At 47.2% G+C, this 15,157-nt stretch carries 16 protein-coding genes and 1 riboswitch; of the genes, 5 read left to right on the top strand and 11 right to left on the bottom strand.

Annotated features, from left to right (window positions below; genetic code table 11):
- Positions 1-23 precede the first annotated feature (23 nt).
- The 9 genes from B4C70_RS00950 to pta form a co-directional block, all read right to left on the bottom strand.
- Positions 24-467, bottom strand: coding sequence for a GDYXXLXY domain-containing protein (locus B4C70_RS00950; protein ID WP_047391952.1), 444 nt, complete (start codon positions 465-467; stop codon positions 24-26).
- Positions 464-1,651 carry a DUF2157 domain-containing protein gene (locus B4C70_RS00945; RefSeq protein ID WP_290776369.1) on the bottom strand — a complete coding sequence of 396 codons (1,188 nt, stop codon included), beginning with the start codon at positions 1,649-1,651 and terminating at the stop codon, positions 464-466. Before B4C70_RS00945 ends, B4C70_RS00950 begins: the two co-directional genes overlap by 4 nt.
- A gap of 167 nt (positions 1,652-1,818) precedes the next feature.
- Positions 1,819-2,157, bottom strand: coding sequence for a methyl-accepting chemotaxis protein (locus B4C70_RS00940; protein ID WP_290776367.1), 339 nt, complete (start codon positions 2,155-2,157; stop codon positions 1,819-1,821).
- Positions 2,154-3,800 (bottom strand): methyl-accepting chemotaxis protein, encoded by a 1,647-nt coding sequence (locus tag B4C70_RS00935; RefSeq protein WP_290776365.1) that lies wholly within the window; start codon positions 3,798-3,800, stop codon positions 2,154-2,156. The genes B4C70_RS00940 and B4C70_RS00935 overlap by 4 nt, the downstream gene beginning before the upstream one ends.
- Positions 3,801-3,955: 155 nt before the next feature.
- Positions 3,956-4,255, bottom strand: a complete 300-nt coding sequence (locus B4C70_RS00930; protein WP_023466762.1) for a rhodanese-like domain-containing protein — start codon at positions 4,253-4,255, stop codon at positions 3,956-3,958.
- A gap of 120 nt (positions 4,256-4,375) precedes the next feature.
- Positions 4,376-5,752 carry an amino acid permease gene (locus tag B4C70_RS00925; protein WP_058704605.1) on the bottom strand — a complete coding sequence of 459 codons (1,377 nt, stop codon included), beginning with the start codon at positions 5,750-5,752 and terminating at the stop codon, positions 4,376-4,378.
- 221 nt (positions 5,753-5,973) lie between these two features.
- Positions 5,974-7,275, bottom strand: coding sequence for a nucleobase:cation symporter-2 family protein (locus B4C70_RS00920; protein ID WP_290776362.1), 1,302 nt, complete (start codon positions 7,273-7,275; stop codon positions 5,974-5,976).
- Positions 7,272-7,856 (bottom strand): xanthine phosphoribosyltransferase, encoded by a 585-nt coding sequence (locus B4C70_RS00915; protein WP_035411444.1) that lies wholly within the window; start codon positions 7,854-7,856, stop codon positions 7,272-7,274. Before B4C70_RS00915 ends, B4C70_RS00920 begins: the two co-directional genes overlap by 4 nt.
- A gap of 77 nt (positions 7,857-7,933) precedes the next feature.
- Positions 7,934-8,033, bottom strand: a riboswitch (purine riboswitch).
- Between the two features lie 70 nt (positions 8,034-8,103).
- Positions 8,104-9,090 (bottom strand): phosphate acetyltransferase, encoded by a 987-nt coding sequence (gene pta, locus B4C70_RS00910; protein WP_056064431.1) that lies wholly within the window; start codon positions 9,088-9,090, stop codon positions 8,104-8,106.
- 345 nt (positions 9,091-9,435) lie between these two features.
- Here pta and hemQ point away from each other — a divergent pair, with 345 nt between their 5' ends.
- Together hemQ and B4C70_RS00900 are read left to right on the top strand one after the other, a co-directional pair.
- The gene (hemQ, locus tag B4C70_RS00905) at positions 9,436-10,212 is read left to right on the top strand and encodes a hydrogen peroxide-dependent heme synthase (RefSeq protein WP_058265464.1); all 777 of its coding nucleotides are present in this window, start codon (positions 9,436-9,438) and stop codon (positions 10,210-10,212) included.
- A 103-nt stretch (positions 10,213-10,315) separates the two neighbouring features.
- Complete coding sequence (locus B4C70_RS00900; protein WP_023466754.1) at positions 10,316-10,465, top strand: hypothetical protein; 150 nt, start codon at positions 10,316-10,318, stop codon at positions 10,463-10,465.
- Positions 10,466-10,560: 95 nt separating this feature from the next.
- On the opposite strand, the gene B4C70_RS00895 is transcribed toward B4C70_RS00900, so the two are convergent.
- Positions 10,561-10,929, bottom strand: coding sequence for a DUF423 domain-containing protein (locus B4C70_RS00895; RefSeq protein WP_023466753.1), 369 nt, complete (start codon positions 10,927-10,929; stop codon positions 10,561-10,563).
- 2 nt (positions 10,930-10,931) lie between these two features.
- On the bottom strand, positions 10,932-11,537 hold the full coding sequence (locus tag B4C70_RS00890) for a trimeric intracellular cation channel family protein (protein ID WP_023466752.1): 606 nt from the start codon (positions 11,535-11,537) through the stop codon (positions 10,932-10,934).
- A 165-nt stretch (positions 11,538-11,702) separates the two neighbouring features.
- Here B4C70_RS00890 and B4C70_RS00885 point away from each other — a divergent pair, with 165 nt between their 5' ends.
- The 3 genes from B4C70_RS00885 to B4C70_RS00875 all read left to right on the top strand — a co-directional run bounded on the left by B4C70_RS00885 (position 11,703) and on the right by B4C70_RS00875 (position 15,128).
- A complete protein-coding gene (locus B4C70_RS00885; RefSeq protein WP_290776358.1) occupies positions 11,703-13,331 on the top strand; it encodes an ABC1 kinase family protein in 1,629 nt (542 codons plus the stop codon).
- A gap of 142 nt (positions 13,332-13,473) precedes the next feature.
- Positions 13,474-14,325, top strand: a complete 852-nt coding sequence (locus B4C70_RS00880; RefSeq protein ID WP_174514744.1) for a GRP family sugar transporter — start codon at positions 13,474-13,476, stop codon at positions 14,323-14,325.
- A 17-nt stretch (positions 14,326-14,342) separates the two neighbouring features.
- Positions 14,343-15,128, top strand: coding sequence for an SDR family oxidoreductase (locus B4C70_RS00875; protein WP_058265461.1), 786 nt, complete (start codon positions 14,343-14,345; stop codon positions 15,126-15,128).
- The last annotated feature ends 29 nt before the right edge of the window (positions 15,129-15,157 follow it).

The raw sequence follows: 15,157 nt of genomic DNA, 5'->3' as shown, positions 1-15,157 counted from the left end.
TTTCATTGCTGACGCAAGGTTTTTTATTCAGAAATTTTTAAATTCGTCGTCCGGATCGTTCCCCATGGTGACACATCCGCACGGACTTCTAGTGCTTTAGCTTTCTCGTATTGTTTTCCGCTTCCCTGTTCGACATAATATTGCGTCAACTGTGGAATCGACACGTATTGATCGTAATAGTCGCCAGCAACACTTCCGAAGAATCGTTCATTCGAAATCCGGTCGATTTGAGCATAACCAGAAGCATCTGTCTTGAAGCTGACATAAACACGCCCATTTTGAATCGTCGGACCTGGTTTTAAATCCGGATACTGAAGCATCACGTATTCACCGTAAACGGGATCAAACGGATCAAACGGCTCTGCCCGAAAACGGTACGATGTTCCGAACCAGGAGGTCGCAAAAAAGCTGACGATCAACAGACCAACGGCGCACGTCTGCAATACAGGCATTAAATAGCGCTTCATGACGCCACACCTCCTCTACGGCGTAACCACCATAAGACACCGGACAATAGGAAGATGAGGAGCGCACCGATGAGGAAAAACAAAGACATGTTCAAACGATCCCACGCATAGATGACGTATATCGCGATTTGAACGAGAATGAAATAGAGGAAGGCTGGCCAGATGATCGCATGACGACGTTCTTGATACAACAGATACAGTAGCGCGGATAGTTCAACGAGAATGGCAAGTAGAATGGCCTGTTCATCAAGCCACAGGACTCCAACGAATCCAAGCGGAACGATAAACAATAAGGAGCGACGTTTTTGATAGAGGAAAATTCCTAACCCGATGGATACGATAGCTAGCAGAATCGCTTCTGTCATGGATGGTAATGCGGCATTTGATTCCGCACGTACAGACAGATAGACGATCGAACTGATGGCAACGACGACCAGATAGACCATTTCGACGATCCGACGATTGGACTCCTCACGAACAAGCCAGAGAACTGGAACGAGTAAAAACAGCGACCAGACCGGCCACAGAAATCCGTCATACGATACAAGGAGAAACAAGGAGAGACCACTGAAGAAGAGAAACAGCCAGCTAAACAAAAGCGATGGCAGACGTTGGCTGAAGTAAAACCAACTGAACGACAGCACGACCATCAGACCGAACGATGTCCAGTCGAGATAACTCGCTTGTTCTTGACCAAAACCACCGAGACTCGTGAAGATCGTCCATCCGGAAAGGAAGGCTACGACACCGTATGCTTCATGACGCCAAAGCATATAATGCACTAATGCGGCGACAAACATACACCAACTGAGCAATGATCCTCCCATCGGCAAGTGAAAACTTTGAACAACTACGAGAATCGAGGCGCCAAACGCTAGGATTCCACCGATTCGAAAGACGACCGGATGAAGAATACGACGACGTTCCGAAAGATCCGCCATGATGTAACACATCCACATGAGTGCTACGACAAGTCCGATTTTCCAGCCGATCGGCATCGCTTGCCAGTTAGCAGCTAAAAAGCTGAATACAGCCAAGACGACGAAGGTCCCTCCAACAATCAACAAGAGCGGGAGGCGTTGTTTCGTTGAATGTTGCTTTTCGTAGGTCATGATTCGTTCGACGGTTGATTCATCCAACAGACCCGCATCCTGCCACTCACGTATCTTGCGTAACTGCTTCACCGTACCCACCTCCTTCGAAGTGTTAGATACTTATTATTTTCCCGTTTTAACCCCGTCTCAAGCCCGAATTCACAAGAATTCCAAGCTATTTGTTCAGTTCGTCACAAAATAGTGATAGACAAAAAAAGCAAGGAAGACTAGCTTCCTTGCTTTATATAATCGATAGGTTAAACACGGAAACGGGCAACGAGTACCTGTAGCTCTTCTGCCATATCGGATAATGCTTTAGCGGATTGCGAAATTTCTTCCATCGCACTCAATTGCTCTTCCGTCGTCGCCGCCACTTGTTTCGACGCCGATGAATTCTCTTGCGCGATATGAGCGATTTCTGTCGCAGACGCTGACACTTCTTGAACGTTCGCTGCGATTTCCTCGACAGTTGCCGTCACGTCTTCGATTCGTGGTGTCATCTCTTTTGTCCGTTCGAGAATCTTCTGGAATCGTTCTGCTGATGCTTCCGTCGTCGACAAGCCAGCTTTCGTCTGCCCTGAGACTTCCTTCATCATCGTGACTGATTGATCCGTCTCCTGCTTGATGTTTTTTGAATCAGCTGTGCAATCTGCTTCGTTGAGTCCTGTGACTGCTCTGCTAGTTTCCGTACTTCGCTTGCGACGACGGCGAAGCCTTTTCCGTTTTCGCCTGCGCGTGCTGCTTCAATCGCCGCGTTCAATGCCAATAAATTCGTTTGTTCGGCAATGCCGTTGATGACATCGACGATTTTTCCGATCTCATTCGAACGATGGGCGAGTGAACTGATGACGCCACCAAAGTTTTGAACAGAGGCATCGATTTCTTTCATCTGCTGAACATTTTGCAGTACAGCAACCGTTCCGTTCTCAGCTTCTGTTGCCGTTGAACGTGATAGCTCTGACACATCTGTTGAGCTCTCAGCGATCCGCATGATGCCGGCTGTAATCGACTGGAGCGAGACCGCGTTCGCATCGAGTTGACGTTTTGACTGATCGGCCCCCGCTGCGACCTGTTGAATCGATCCCGCAATCTGTTCCGATGCGGACGTCGTCTGAGCAGAGTTCGCCATTAATTCCTGTGACGAACCGGCCACTTGTGTGATTGACTGATCGAGATTAATGATGATCGAGCGGAGTGAGTCGACCATGACGTTAAAGCTTTGTGCGACCTGTCCAACTTCATCGTTTGATTCAACGATGACCGGTTCCGTTAAATCACCAGACTGAATCCGTTCTGCCCCACGTGTCAAATGACCGAGTGGGCGAAGAATCGAGCGAAGGATGAAGTAAATGAAGACGGCTGCGACGAGTAACATTCCGCCAATGACAGCAAGTGTCGTCCAAAGAATGCTCGACGTCGCATCGGTGATTTCATGATCGTACAGGGTTCCGGTAACCTTCCACTTCGTCAGGTCATTTGTCATGAAGTCCATCTGTTTGCCTTCATTTTCGAATTCATACGAAAATTGTCCGGCTGGATCCGCATAGAGTGGTGCAACCCAGTTCCCTGTCGCTTTTTCACCTGGTTTTAACGTCGGGTGCGTGACGAACTTTTTATTCGAATCGAGAATCGTCACATAACCTTCCTTGCCGATTTTAATCTTTTTCGCGATTTCCGCGATGCGGTCGACATCGACATCAATCGCGACGACACCTCTTCCGTTGCCTGTCGTCTGCGAGAGCGTGACCATCATCTTGTTCGAGGCCGCATCGACGTATGGATCGGTGATGACGACTTTTCCACCTGCTGCTTCCGCTGACTGATACCACGGGCGTTCACGTGGGTCATAATCCTCAGGCATGACCTGTTCCGGGAAAATGTTCATATCCCCTTTCGTCGTCGCGAAGTAGATGTTCGCTGCCTGCGGATGCATGTCGAGGTATTCCGTCATTTTTTCCTTTAACGCTGTATTTTGTTTTCCTTTTTGATAGAGCGTTCCGTCAATCCGGTCCGCAAAAAAGGCGACATCGCGTCGCATCGGATCAATAATATTCTGAATCTCGTCGTTCATCCGATCGACTCCACCATGTGCCGATTGTAGAATTTGCTCCGTCATCGTTTGTTTCGCCTGATTGTAGGCAACAAATCCGATCACGAGCGCTGGAATTACTAATAGGAGAATGGATGTCAGAATTAATTTTTGTTTGATGCTCATCGTGCGTTTGATCTTTTGTTCCATGTGTCACTCCATTCCCGAGTGCAAGGACTCGCTATTCTATCTTCTTTATTGGAAGAACAGCGAAGAATATTCATAGTAAAAATAATAATCGTTCATTGATTCACATGAAAAAAAGACGACCCGTATGGAGTCGTCTTCCTTGGTAGACCTTACCCTTATGCTTCTTGATCGCCCTTCCAGTTCATCATGCCGCCTTCGACGTTGACGATGTCGTATCCATATTGCTCGAGGAAACGACCGACATTTTCACTCCGTGCGCCCGCTTTACAGATTAAGTAGTAGGTTTCACCTTCTTGCAGCTCCGTATAGCGTTCACCGATCTCAGACATCGGAAGGAAGCGGACGTTCGGAATATGTCCTGCATCGTATTCATCCTGCTCCCGGACGTCAACGACGTGTAACGCCTCGCCTGCCTCTAATCGCTCTTGTAACTCGTCTACATGAATCGTTTTCATTTCGTATGACCTCCTGTATGGTTCTGCCGTAAGTGTAGCAAATTCATCATCAAAACAAAACGAAACCGTTTGAAACGAAGTGATGAAAAAGCGGACCCGCTTGCGGATCCGCACGTTTCATTATTCCCCTGATGCTTTCCGGATCGATTGACGTGTCTCCTTATGCATTCCCCGTGCATAATAGACGGCAATCAAAATCGCGTACCACAATGGTCCAACGACCAAAGCGATGCGTGTACTTGCGTCAAATGCCATTAAGACGATGACACCAGCAAGTGCCGCGAGGGCGATATAGTTGGCGACCGGGAAGAACGGAACAGCGAATTCTGCTGAACCATGTACTTTCCGCGCCCGCATCTGGGCGATCAGAATCATCGCCCACGTCCAAACGGCTCCAAACGTCGCGATACTCGTAACGATCGCAAAGACGTCTTCCGGTAAGAAGTAGTTCAAAGCGACACCAACGAGCAACGCGACACCTGAAAGAATCGTCGCCAGTGCCGGGACACCGTTTTTCGAGATTTTCGAGAAACGACGTGGTGCTTCACTGTTCTCGGATAAGTTCATCATCATCCGGGCTGTCGAGAAGATACCGGAGTTACATGACGAGAGTGCTGCCGTTAAGACAACGAAGTTGATGATGCCGGCTGCTGCTGGAATACCAAGTGAATCAAATAGTAATACGAACGGACTACTATTGTTCGCGCCGACTTGATCCCACGGATAAATCGATAAAATGACGAAGAGCGCACCGATGTAGAATACTAAAATCCGAAGGAAGACGTTATTGACGGCTTTTCGAATCGTTTTCTTCGGGTTCTTCGCTTCCCCTGCTGTGACCCCAATCACTTCAATTCCTAAGAACGCAAACATGACCATCTGCATGGCAAGGAGTACTCCACCGAATCCGTTCGGCAGGAATCCACCATGTGACCACAGGTTTGAAATTCCAACCGGTGTGCCGCCGTTTCCAAGACCAATGACAATCGTCAAGGTCCCTAAGATGATCATGGCGACGATCGCGACGATTTTAATCAACGCAAACCAAAATTCGAATTCACCATAAAATTTAACAGCAATGAAGTTGATGCTCGTCATCAAGACAAGTGCTGCTAGTGCCCATACCCACCCCTGAGAATCCGGGAACCATACTTTCATGTAAATACCGACTGCTGTGATTTCCGCCATACACGTAAAAATCCAGAGTAACCAATAATTCCAACCTGTTAAAAAGCCAGCTAATGGACTGACATACTTCCGGGCATACTCCGCAAAACTACCAGCCACCGGCTCCCGCACTGCAAGCTCCCCAAGTGCTCGCATGATAATGAAAATGATGACACCACCAATCAGATAACCAAGTAAAATCCCTGGTCCTGCTAATTGGATCGCTTTTGCTGACCCTAGGAAGAGTCCTACACCGATTGCCGCCCCCAGCGACATCAGTGTAATGTGACGTTCTTCCAGTCCCCGATTCAACTCTGTCTGTTGTTTCATTTTTACGACGTCCTTCCCGTCTCTGTTTGTTTCTTAGCAGTTCCCCGTACCGCTACGTTGTCAGTATAAAGAAGATGTGTCGATTTTGTAAACGTTTTCATTAGATATTTCTTACCAAAATCACATACTCGGAATATTCTGATTACGTTAGCAGTATAAAAAAAGGAACCTCCTGCTACTAAGTAGTATACAGGACGGCTCCTTTCGGAAAGTTACAATTGTTAATCAACTTTAGCAAGTGGCGCGTCTACTGACTCCGACTTACTCGTCAATCGGAAGATTCCATTTAGCAATAATGCCGTTAGCGATCCCGCGACGATCGGGCTGTCCGTCAAGACACGGATTTGTGACGGGAGACCTGCTACGATCTCCGGATTCATGCTGATTCCTAAACCAATTCCGAGCGCGAGTGCCACCGTGATGACGTGTTCGTTCTTCGAAAAATCGACCCGCGACAGAATACGAATGCCGCTCGCTGCGACCGTTCCGAACATGATCAACATTGCCCCACCTAGGACTGGTTTTGGAATCAACGTCGTGAATGTCGCCACTTTTGGTAAGAAGCCGAGCAAGATTAAAAATCCACCCGCAAATAAAATGACTTTACGTGTCTTCACGCCAGTCAATTGAACGAGACCGACGTTTTGGCTGTATGTCGTATACGGGAAGCTATTGAAAATACCGCCAACGATCGTCGCGACACCTTCTGCCCGGTAGCCACGTGCTAGATCCTTATCCGTTAAGCGACGATCCGTGATCTCACCAAGTGTCAAGAACACACCTGTCGATTCAACCATCGAGACGAGACCAACGAGCGTCATTGTCAAGATGGCAGTTGCATTGAATGTCGGTACACCGAAGTAAAATGGTGTCACCATTTGGAACCATGATGCTTCTGCCACCGGACTGAAGTCGATCATCCCCATGCCAAATGCAACGAGTGTACTGATCATCACAGCAATTAAGACAGCTGCCGCTTTTGAGAAGACCGTACCGTAGCGATTCAAGATTAAAATCAAGACGATCGTTAATCCGGCGAGTCCGAGGTAACGTAAGTCACCAAAGTCTTTCGCTCCCTGTCCGCCTCCGATATCGTTGATCGCAGCCGGAATCAAGGAAATCCCGATGATCGTCACGACGGAACCAAGGACAACCGGTGGGAACAGGACCGCGATCTTACTAAACCAACCTGAAATGACAAGAATGATCAGCCCACTGGCAATCAAAGCACCGTAAATCGCTGTAATGCCTTGAAGACTTCCAATCGCAATCATTGGACCGACTGCTGTAAAGGTACAACCAAGTACGACTGGAAGACCAACACCTGTGTATTTCGTGACGAGTACTTGTAATAAGGTCGCAACGCCACACATGAAAAGATCAATCGCCACTAAATAAGCAAGTTCTTCTCCTGACAATCCGATCGCACTCCCGACGATCAGTGGAACGACAGCTGCTCCCGTGTACATCGCAAGCACATGCTGAAGTCCGAGACTGGCTGCTTTGAAGTTTGATAGTCTCATACGGTCACCGAGTCGACGAATGTCGCTTTTCCGTCCTTCAATGACTCAACACGCGCGAGTGACTCGACACGGAATCCAGCTTCGATCAGTTTTTGACGTCCCGGTTGGAACGACTTTTCAATGACGATTCCAAATCCAGCGACTTCTGCCCCTGCCTGTTCAACGAGACGAGCGAGACCAAATGCTGCTTCTCCGTTTGCGAGGAAGTCATCAATGATCAGAACACGTTCACCCGGTTGCAGGTATTTCTCTGCGACCGTGATTGTATTCGTCTGTTGTTTCGTAAATGAGAAAACTTCAGCTGAAATCGTTCCTTCGTTCAATGTGACCGATTTCGTCTTACGAGCATAGACCATTGGCACGCCAAGACGAAGTGCTGTCATCATTGCCGGGGCAATACCTCCCGCTTCGATCGTCAAAATCCGCGTGATACCGGCATCTTGAAAGCGTTCCATGAACTCATAGGCGATTTCCCACATCAACGTCGGATCAACCTGATGATTTAAAAAAGCATCCACTTTCAATACTTGATCCGATAAGACGATTCCCTCTTGATTAATCATGTCGTGTAGACGTTTCATACATGCATTCTCCTCTTTAAAAAACGAAAAAACGTACAGCCGCTACCCGGGGGGCAGCCACTGTACGCCAAAAAAGAGAGCAGTAACTCACCACCCGTAGTCGGATCGTTACGGCGATCCGGTAGAGACTCGTGGGCCAATTCCCACTATTATACGAGCGTTGCTATACGTTTACGTTTCGTGATTTTCGTGGTGTTTACCATTGTACGGGGTTTAGCGAAAAAGTAAAGACTTTTTCACACTGTGCTTAGGCTTGGCGTTCTTCGACCGCTTGTGCCGCCGTGATGATCGCGAGTTTGTAGACATCTTCTTCGTTACAACCGCGTGAAAGATCGTTGACCGGTTTGTTCAAACCTTGAAGGATCGGACCGATTGCTTCGAAGCCACCAAGACGTTGTGCGATTTTGTAGCCAATGTTTCCAGCTTCAAGACTTGGGAAGATGAAGACGTTCGCTTGACCCGCGACATCTGATTCTGGTGCTTTTGATTTTGCGACACTTGGAACGAAAGCAGCATCAAATTGAAGTTCGCCATCGATCGCAAGTTCTGGTGCGCGTTCTTTTGCGATACGCGTTGCTTCAACGACACGCTCTGTCTCTGGTGATTTTGCTGAACCTTTTGTTGAGAAGCTGAGCAATGCGACTTTCGGATCAATCCCGAATGTTTTCGCTGTTTTCGCAGATGCGATCGCGTTCTCTGCTAGGTCGTTCGCATCCGGTGCGATGTTGATCGCGCAGTCTGCGAAGACGTATTGCTCATCGTCACGAACCATGATGAAGACGCCAGATGTTTTTTTATAGCCTTCTTGCATTTTGATGATTTGAAGTGCCGGGCGAACTGTATCACCTGTCGCGTGCATCGCACCCGATACAAGACCTTCTGCTTGTCCAGTGTGAACGAGCATTGTACCAAACGTGTTCACGTCTTTTAAGATGACAGCACGTGCTTGTTCTTCTGTTGCTTTCCCTTTACGACGCTCAACGAAAGATGCGACGAGCTCATCAATTCCAGCGTAAGAAGCAGGATCGATTGTATCAAGTCCCGTGACATCGATGCCGTTCGCTGTTGCTGTTTCTTCGATTTGTGCACGCGGTCCGATGACGACCGGTGTGACGAGACCGTCTTTCTTCAAACGGACAGCTGCGCCGAGAACACGCGCGTCAATTCCTTCTGGGAAGACGATTTTCGGTTGGTGCGCTTTAATCTTTTGTTCTAACATATCGAATAATTGCATGAGTTTCTCTCCTTTTTTAGGTAAACACGACGACGTCGATTTGATCCATTTTCTTTTCCACCGTTTATTATACACAGTTCTCAATCGTTGTTAAAACAATTTGCAAAAAAGTTATCTAACAAAAGCACTGAAGCCATATTCCCTGACTATTACAGTCCTTTTAAAGAATAGTACAGAGACTTTTTTAAGTAAAATATTGTCCCTCTCTCCTTTTACCCACTCCCTGCTCTTTTCATGTGTTACGATCTCGTGGACAAAAATTTTTAAGACAAAGCCTTTTATATAGAATGTGATAAGATAGGATATGGAAAAAGACAATTTATTTCAGACTCAGGAGGTCATCCCATGCAACACCAAACATCTGAACCGACTGCTACGCAACAAGCCGCTGAAACACTCGACGGCTGGTATACATTACATGATTTTCGCCGGATCGATTGGTCACGCTTGAAACAAGTCGACGCGACAGACCGTGCGCGCATGATTGAGGAATTCCAATCCTTCCTCTCAGAGCTTTCTGGTGTCGAAGCGGCAAAAGACGGAAGCCACGCACTCTATACAATCATCGGTCAAAAAGCCGATCTCGTCTTGATGGTTCTTCGTCCAACGATGGAACAAATTCAAGACGTCGAAGTCAAAATGCAGAAACTTGATCTCTATGATTACTTGATCCCGACGTATTCTTACGTCTCTGTCGTCGAACTCGGTACGTACCGTGGTTCAGGCGAAGGAAACCCATACGAGAACCCTTACGTGCGTGATCGTCTCTATCCAATCTTGCCACAAGCGAAGCACATCTGCTTCTATCCGATGAGCAAGTCGCGTCGCGATGGCGACAACTGGTACACGCTTTCAATGGAGAAACGAAAAGAGCTCATGTATCGTCACGGTATGATTGGTCGGAGTTATGCTGGGAAAATTCAGCAAATCATCGGTGGATCAACTGGATTTGACGATTGGGAATGGGGCGTTACGCTCTTCTCAGACGACATTCTTCAGTTCAAGAAAATCGTCTATGAAATGCGTTTTGACGAAGTCAGCGCGAAGTACGGTGAGTTTGGTGAGTTCTTCATCGGGAACCGTCTCGAAAGTGAACAATTAAATACTCATTTTGCACTTTAATGTGTTGAATGACGTTTGATTGAAATATCTCATGGGAATATACTCCTTGCGGCTACAAAACAGGCTATAAAATAGTAGGTTGATTACGTAAGGAGGAATTACCATGGGGAATGCTATGAACCGATCGACACGATCGCGTGAATTGCAATTCGCTGTGCTTTCAAAAGAGCTGAAACCGGTTGCAGATCGTGTACTGGATCGCTATGAGCAAGCATTATCGAAGCTAAACAAAACTCAAACGACAAAACGATGAATTCGTTTTGATACCTACGCCTACTCCATCGCGAGTAGGCGTTTTTCATACAAAAAAACCGTTCTTCTTCATGACGGAAGAAAAACGGTCGAACCTCATAATCCTTTATATGCGCCAATTGCGACAAAGATCCATGCTGCGATGAATAAAACGCCACCGATTGGTGTGATAGCACCCAGCTTCGTTACGTTCGTCAATGCCATGACGTACAGACTACCGGAGAAGAACACGATTCCGGCGAGCATCAGCCATGCAGCTAATGACCATTGCGGGATCGATGCTTTTAATAAGAGTCCCCCGAGTGCTAGGATACCGAGCGAGTGTACCATCTGGTAAAGAACGCCTGTCTGCCAGTTCGCGAGCATTCGTTCCGTCAACATATCTTTTAAGGCGTGTGCACCGAATGCACCTAGTGCGACCGATAACATCATCGAGATCGCGCCAATCATAATGAAAACTTTCATGCTTATTCTCCCCCTAACCGTCGTGCTGGTAAATTCCATTCATAATAATACGATAGCATACGTAAAACAGTGATGAGTCCGAGCAATGTGAACAAATGTAGAGGATTCGTCAATTGGAAACGATCAATCACAAGTGCTGCCATGACAGCCCACATCGCATAAATCTCTTTATGCAAGACGAGCGGTTTCCGACCAGCGAGTAAATCGCGAATCACTCCACCACCAACACCAGTCAGTACAGCAGCCGAAATCGTTGCTGACAATGGCAGTCCTTTTGCTGTCGCCATCAAAGCACCTTGAATCGCAAACGCAGACAATCCGAGCGCATCCGCGAGGACGCCCCAACGTGTCCAATGCGGCAAGAACAACTGGGGTAACATGAAGATCAACAACGCAACGAGAATCGCGACTAAAAAGAGACCACCTTGCGACCAGAGAGCGGATACCGGTACACCAATCAGTAAATTACGAATGGCACCACCACCGAATGCTGTGATCAAAGCAAGTAACCAGACACCGAATAAATCATATTTTTCTTCCATCGCAACAATCGCACCACTCATCGCAAAAGCGACCGTGCCGATGATATTCAATAAGTCCCAGGACATGCGCACATTTCACCTTTCTACAAAGAAATTCCAATACTTACTATACTCTCTTTTTAGTTTCCGTAAAGCATTAATTTTCTGTCACCGTTTCGACCGTTTGCGAGTGACGTTTTTAGGTAAAGTAACCTATACTGAAACAAACTGTACAGGAAGCTAGGTGACCGTATGAAACGTTGGGCGCTTTATCGCATCGTCGTCATCGTGACGATGTTCGCACGTTACATCTTTACGATCTATCGATTCACCCGGAAAAACCGGCCAGGTACGAACAACGAAGAGTTTGAGCGCATCATGATCCAGATTGCGCGTGACTATAAGAAAAAAGCATTACGGTTAGAAGGGTTACTGATCAAGCTCGGTCAGTTCTTGTCGATTCGAGCCGATCTGTTTCCTCCGTCCGTCTTGATGGAACTGACCGAACTGGTTGATAAAGTTCCTTCAAGTAAACTTGGAGAGTCACGAAAGATCATCGAAGAGGATTGGGGGCTGCCAATCGAAGAAATCATCTCGGATATCAGTTCCCGTCCTGTCGCTTCTGCCTCGATTGGTGAGGTGTACAGCGGAACCTTAAAATCAAACGGTAAAAAAGTCGCGATCAAAGTACAGCGACCGAATATCGAACAAATCATCAAAACCGATTTCCGTGCCATGCGTATCGTCATTGCCATGTTGCGCCGGACGTCGTTAAACAAATCGACTGATTTGCAAAGCTTATATCGCCAAATGGTCTTCGTAATCGGTGATGAATTGAATTACCGTACCGAATTAAAAAACGGTCTCTACTTTAAAAAGATGTATGAGACGAATCCTGTCATTTATATCCCGAGCTATTATGAAGAACATTGTACAAATCGGGTGCTTGTCATGGAATGGATCGAAGGAACACGCATCACGGATCTGGATTATCTAGCCGAACATCAGATTGACCGTGAAGAACTAGCACGTAATTTATTTTTGAACGCTGGAGAACAATTATTGTTCGGCGGGAAATTCCACGCCGATCCGCACCCAGGCAATGTCCTCGTCCAGTCCGATGGCAAAATCGTCTTGCTTGATTTTGGGATGATCGGAGCGACGACGCCCGATGATATGCGAGCGATCCAGCGGATTCTTCAGTCCTTCGTCACATTGGATTACGATGCAATCGTCGATGGTTTAGAAGATCTACGATTCTTATTGCCAAATGCGAATAAGCAAAATATCCGACAAGCAATTGAAAAAGCGGTCACGTTCTATCTCGAGAGTGATATGGAAAACGTCGACACGAAACTGATTGAGAAGGTCTTATCCGATATCGAATTGCTCGTCCGAAACGAACCGATCCAGCTCCCTGCCGAGTTTGCGTTCTTCGGTCGTGCTGCCTCGACGATTCTTGGGATTCTTCAGATTCTTTCACCGCAAATCAACCTACTCGAGTTAGCCAAACCAATGGTTCGGCGTTGGCTCGATGATGAAGGGAAAAACCAAAATCGTTATCTTCAAATCGCTGGATCGTACGGTGCGCGATTGCTCGCCTTCCCGCGTCTTGTCAACGACGCTCTCAGCGAACCGACGCGTTGGCGGATCATGGAGCAACAAAAGTTCTCTCGTGTCGCGAACATCGAATCACTCAAAATCCGGCAGTGGACGAGTTCACTCGTCGGGATCATCAGTCTTCCCTTTAGCTATCTCGGCTATTATTTTACGCAGTATGACGTCATGGGCATTTCTTTGACGATCGCCGTCATCGCATTATGGAACGGTCGACGGATCGGACGACAAATCGTCCGGATTGCTGACGAACCGTTCCGATAAACAAAATATCAGTAAACGTCCATTTCGATGGGCGTTTTTTTATTTCAGAAAAATTCTTCTTCACGCTTCGAGGTTTTTCCTCGCGTCTCGCGGGGTACAGCTTCAAGTAGAGAGATAACAGTAAGGAGAGGTGAAACACTTGATTGATATTTTAATTGCCATCGTTCCTGCATTAATGTGGGGATCGTTGCCGCTCGTCGTCTCAAAAATCGGAGGTTCAACGGCGCAACAAATTATCGGTACGACTCTGGGTGCGTTGCTTTTCGCGATCGTCACCTTCTTTTTTGTCAGCCCAGAGCTGTCGACGACTGCTTGGGTCGCCGGATTCTTTTCTGGTGCCTTCTGGGCGCTCGGTCAAAAAAATCAGTTTGCCGCATTCCGTCAAATGGGTGTCTCAAAGACGATGCCAATCTCAACAGGGATGCAACTCGTCGGAACATCGTTGTTTGGTGTTCTCGCTTTTGGAGAGTGGTCAACGACAACTGCGTTGATTCTCGGAATCAGTGCCCTTGTATTGATCATTGCCGGAGCAGCTTTCACGTCTTACAAGGAAGATAAGAGTAAAGAAGATGAGAATATCGGAAAAGGACTGACGCTTCTTCTCATCTCGACTGTCGGGTATGTCGGCTACGTCGTCATTGCCCGTTGGTTCGATATCAATGGATGGGAAGCAGTCTTACCACAAGCTGTCGGGATGGTCGTGAGTGCGATTCTCCTTTCTTTACGAGAAGGAGATCTCTTCACGAAGAAAACAGCCGGCAATACAGTCGGTGGACTCATGTGGGCTGTCGGGAACGTCGCTTTACTGTTTGCCACAGCAAAAGTCGGAGTCGCAACGAGCTTCTCCTTATCTCAAACAGGAGTCGTCATCTCAACGATTGGCGGTGTCCTCTTACTAAAAGAAACGAAGACAAAGAAAGAAATGACCTTCGTCATCATCGGTTGTATTTTAGTCGTTGCTGGTGGGATCATGATTGGATTTACGAAACAATAATGAAGGAGTGAAGCATCATGTATGAAAGTTTAAAGGGAAAAGTAGCCATCGTGACAGGTGGATCAATGGGAATCGGTGAAGCCATCGTTCGCCGTTATGCAGAGGAAGGCATGCGTGTCGTCATCAACTATCGCAGTCATCCGGAAGAAGCAAAAAAAATTGCGAAATCGATTCAAGATAAAGGCGGCGAAGCCATCACGATTCAAGGAGATGTCTCAAAAGAAGACGATATGATCAATCTCGTCAAAGAGACTGTCGCTCACTTTGGTCAGTTGGATGTTTTCGTCAATAACGCAGGAATCGAGATGCCGTCAGCATCTCATGAAATGTCACTCGAAGACTGGCAAAAAGTCATCGACGTCAACTTAACAGGGGCATTCCTCGGCGCGCGTGAAGCACTGAAGTACTTCGTCGAACATGATGTCAAAGGTAGCATCATCAATATGTCGAGTGTTCATGAAATCATTCCATGGCCGACGTTCGTCCACTACGCTGCAAGTAAAGGTGGCGTTAAATTAATGACACAAACCCTTGCGATGGAATATGCCCCAAAAGGAATTCGGGTCAATGCGATTGGACCTGGTGCGATTAATACACCGATCAACGCTGAAAAATTCGAAGATCCGGAACAACGAAAAGAAGTCGAGAGTATGATTCCAATGGGCAATATCGGAAAACCTGAGGAAATTTCAGCCGTTGCCGCATGGCTTGCGTCGGACGAAGCGAGTTATGTCACTGGTATCACACTCTTTGCGGACGGCGGAATGACACTTTATCCATCGTTCCAAGCAGGACGCGGTTAACTTATTTTGAATAGACAAGGAGAGAACCG

Origin of the sequence: Exiguobacterium sp. UBA5002 (assembly GCF_002396765.1) — a bacterium.
GTDB lineage: Bacteria > Bacillota > Bacilli > Exiguobacteriales > Exiguobacteriaceae > Exiguobacterium_A.
This window is presented reverse-complemented; position numbering and strand designations above follow the sequence as displayed.

What these genes read in the sequence shown, in the direction of transcription:
- B4C70_RS00950 (WP_047391952.1), bottom strand. Translation starts at nt 467, where the DNA reads ATGAAGCGCTATTTAATGCCTGTATTGCAGACGTGCGCCGTTGGTCTG.
- B4C70_RS00940 (WP_290776367.1), bottom strand. Translation starts at nt 2,157, where the DNA reads ATGATGAAGGAAGTCTCAGGGCAGACGAAAGCTGGCTTGTCGACGACG.
- B4C70_RS00935 (WP_290776365.1), bottom strand. Translation starts at nt 3,800, where the DNA reads ATGGAACAAAAGATCAAACGCACGATGAGCATCAAACAAAAATTAATT.
- B4C70_RS00930 (WP_023466762.1), bottom strand. Translation starts at nt 4,255, where the DNA reads ATGAAAACGATTCATGTAGACGAGTTACAAGAGCGATTAGAGGCAGGC.
- B4C70_RS00925 (WP_058704605.1), bottom strand. Translation starts at nt 5,752, where the DNA reads ATGAAACAACAGACAGAGTTGAATCGGGGACTGGAAGAACGTCACATT.
- B4C70_RS00920 (WP_290776362.1), bottom strand. Translation starts at nt 7,275, where the DNA reads ATGAGACTATCAAACTTCAAAGCAGCCAGTCTCGGACTTCAGCATGTG.
- B4C70_RS00915 (WP_035411444.1), bottom strand. Translation starts at nt 7,856, where the DNA reads ATGAAACGTCTACACGACATGATTAATCAAGAGGGAATCGTCTTATCG.
- pta (WP_056064431.1), bottom strand. Translation starts at nt 9,090, where the DNA reads ATGCAATTATTCGATATGTTAGAACAAAAGATTAAAGCGCACCAACCG.
- hemQ (WP_058265464.1), top strand. Translation starts at nt 9,436, where the DNA reads ATGCAACACCAAACATCTGAACCGACTGCTACGCAACAAGCCGCTGAA.
- B4C70_RS00900 (WP_023466754.1), top strand. Translation starts at nt 10,316, where the DNA reads ATGGGGAATGCTATGAACCGATCGACACGATCGCGTGAATTGCAATTC.
- B4C70_RS00895 (WP_023466753.1), bottom strand. Translation starts at nt 10,929, where the DNA reads ATGAAAGTTTTCATTATGATTGGCGCGATCTCGATGATGTTATCGGTC.
- B4C70_RS00890 (WP_023466752.1), bottom strand. Translation starts at nt 11,537, where the DNA reads ATGTCCTGGGACTTATTGAATATCATCGGCACGGTCGCTTTTGCGATG.
- B4C70_RS00885 (WP_290776358.1), top strand. Translation starts at nt 11,703, where the DNA reads ATGAAACGTTGGGCGCTTTATCGCATCGTCGTCATCGTGACGATGTTC.
- B4C70_RS00875 (WP_058265461.1), top strand. Translation starts at nt 14,343, where the DNA reads ATGTATGAAAGTTTAAAGGGAAAAGTAGCCATCGTGACAGGTGGATCA.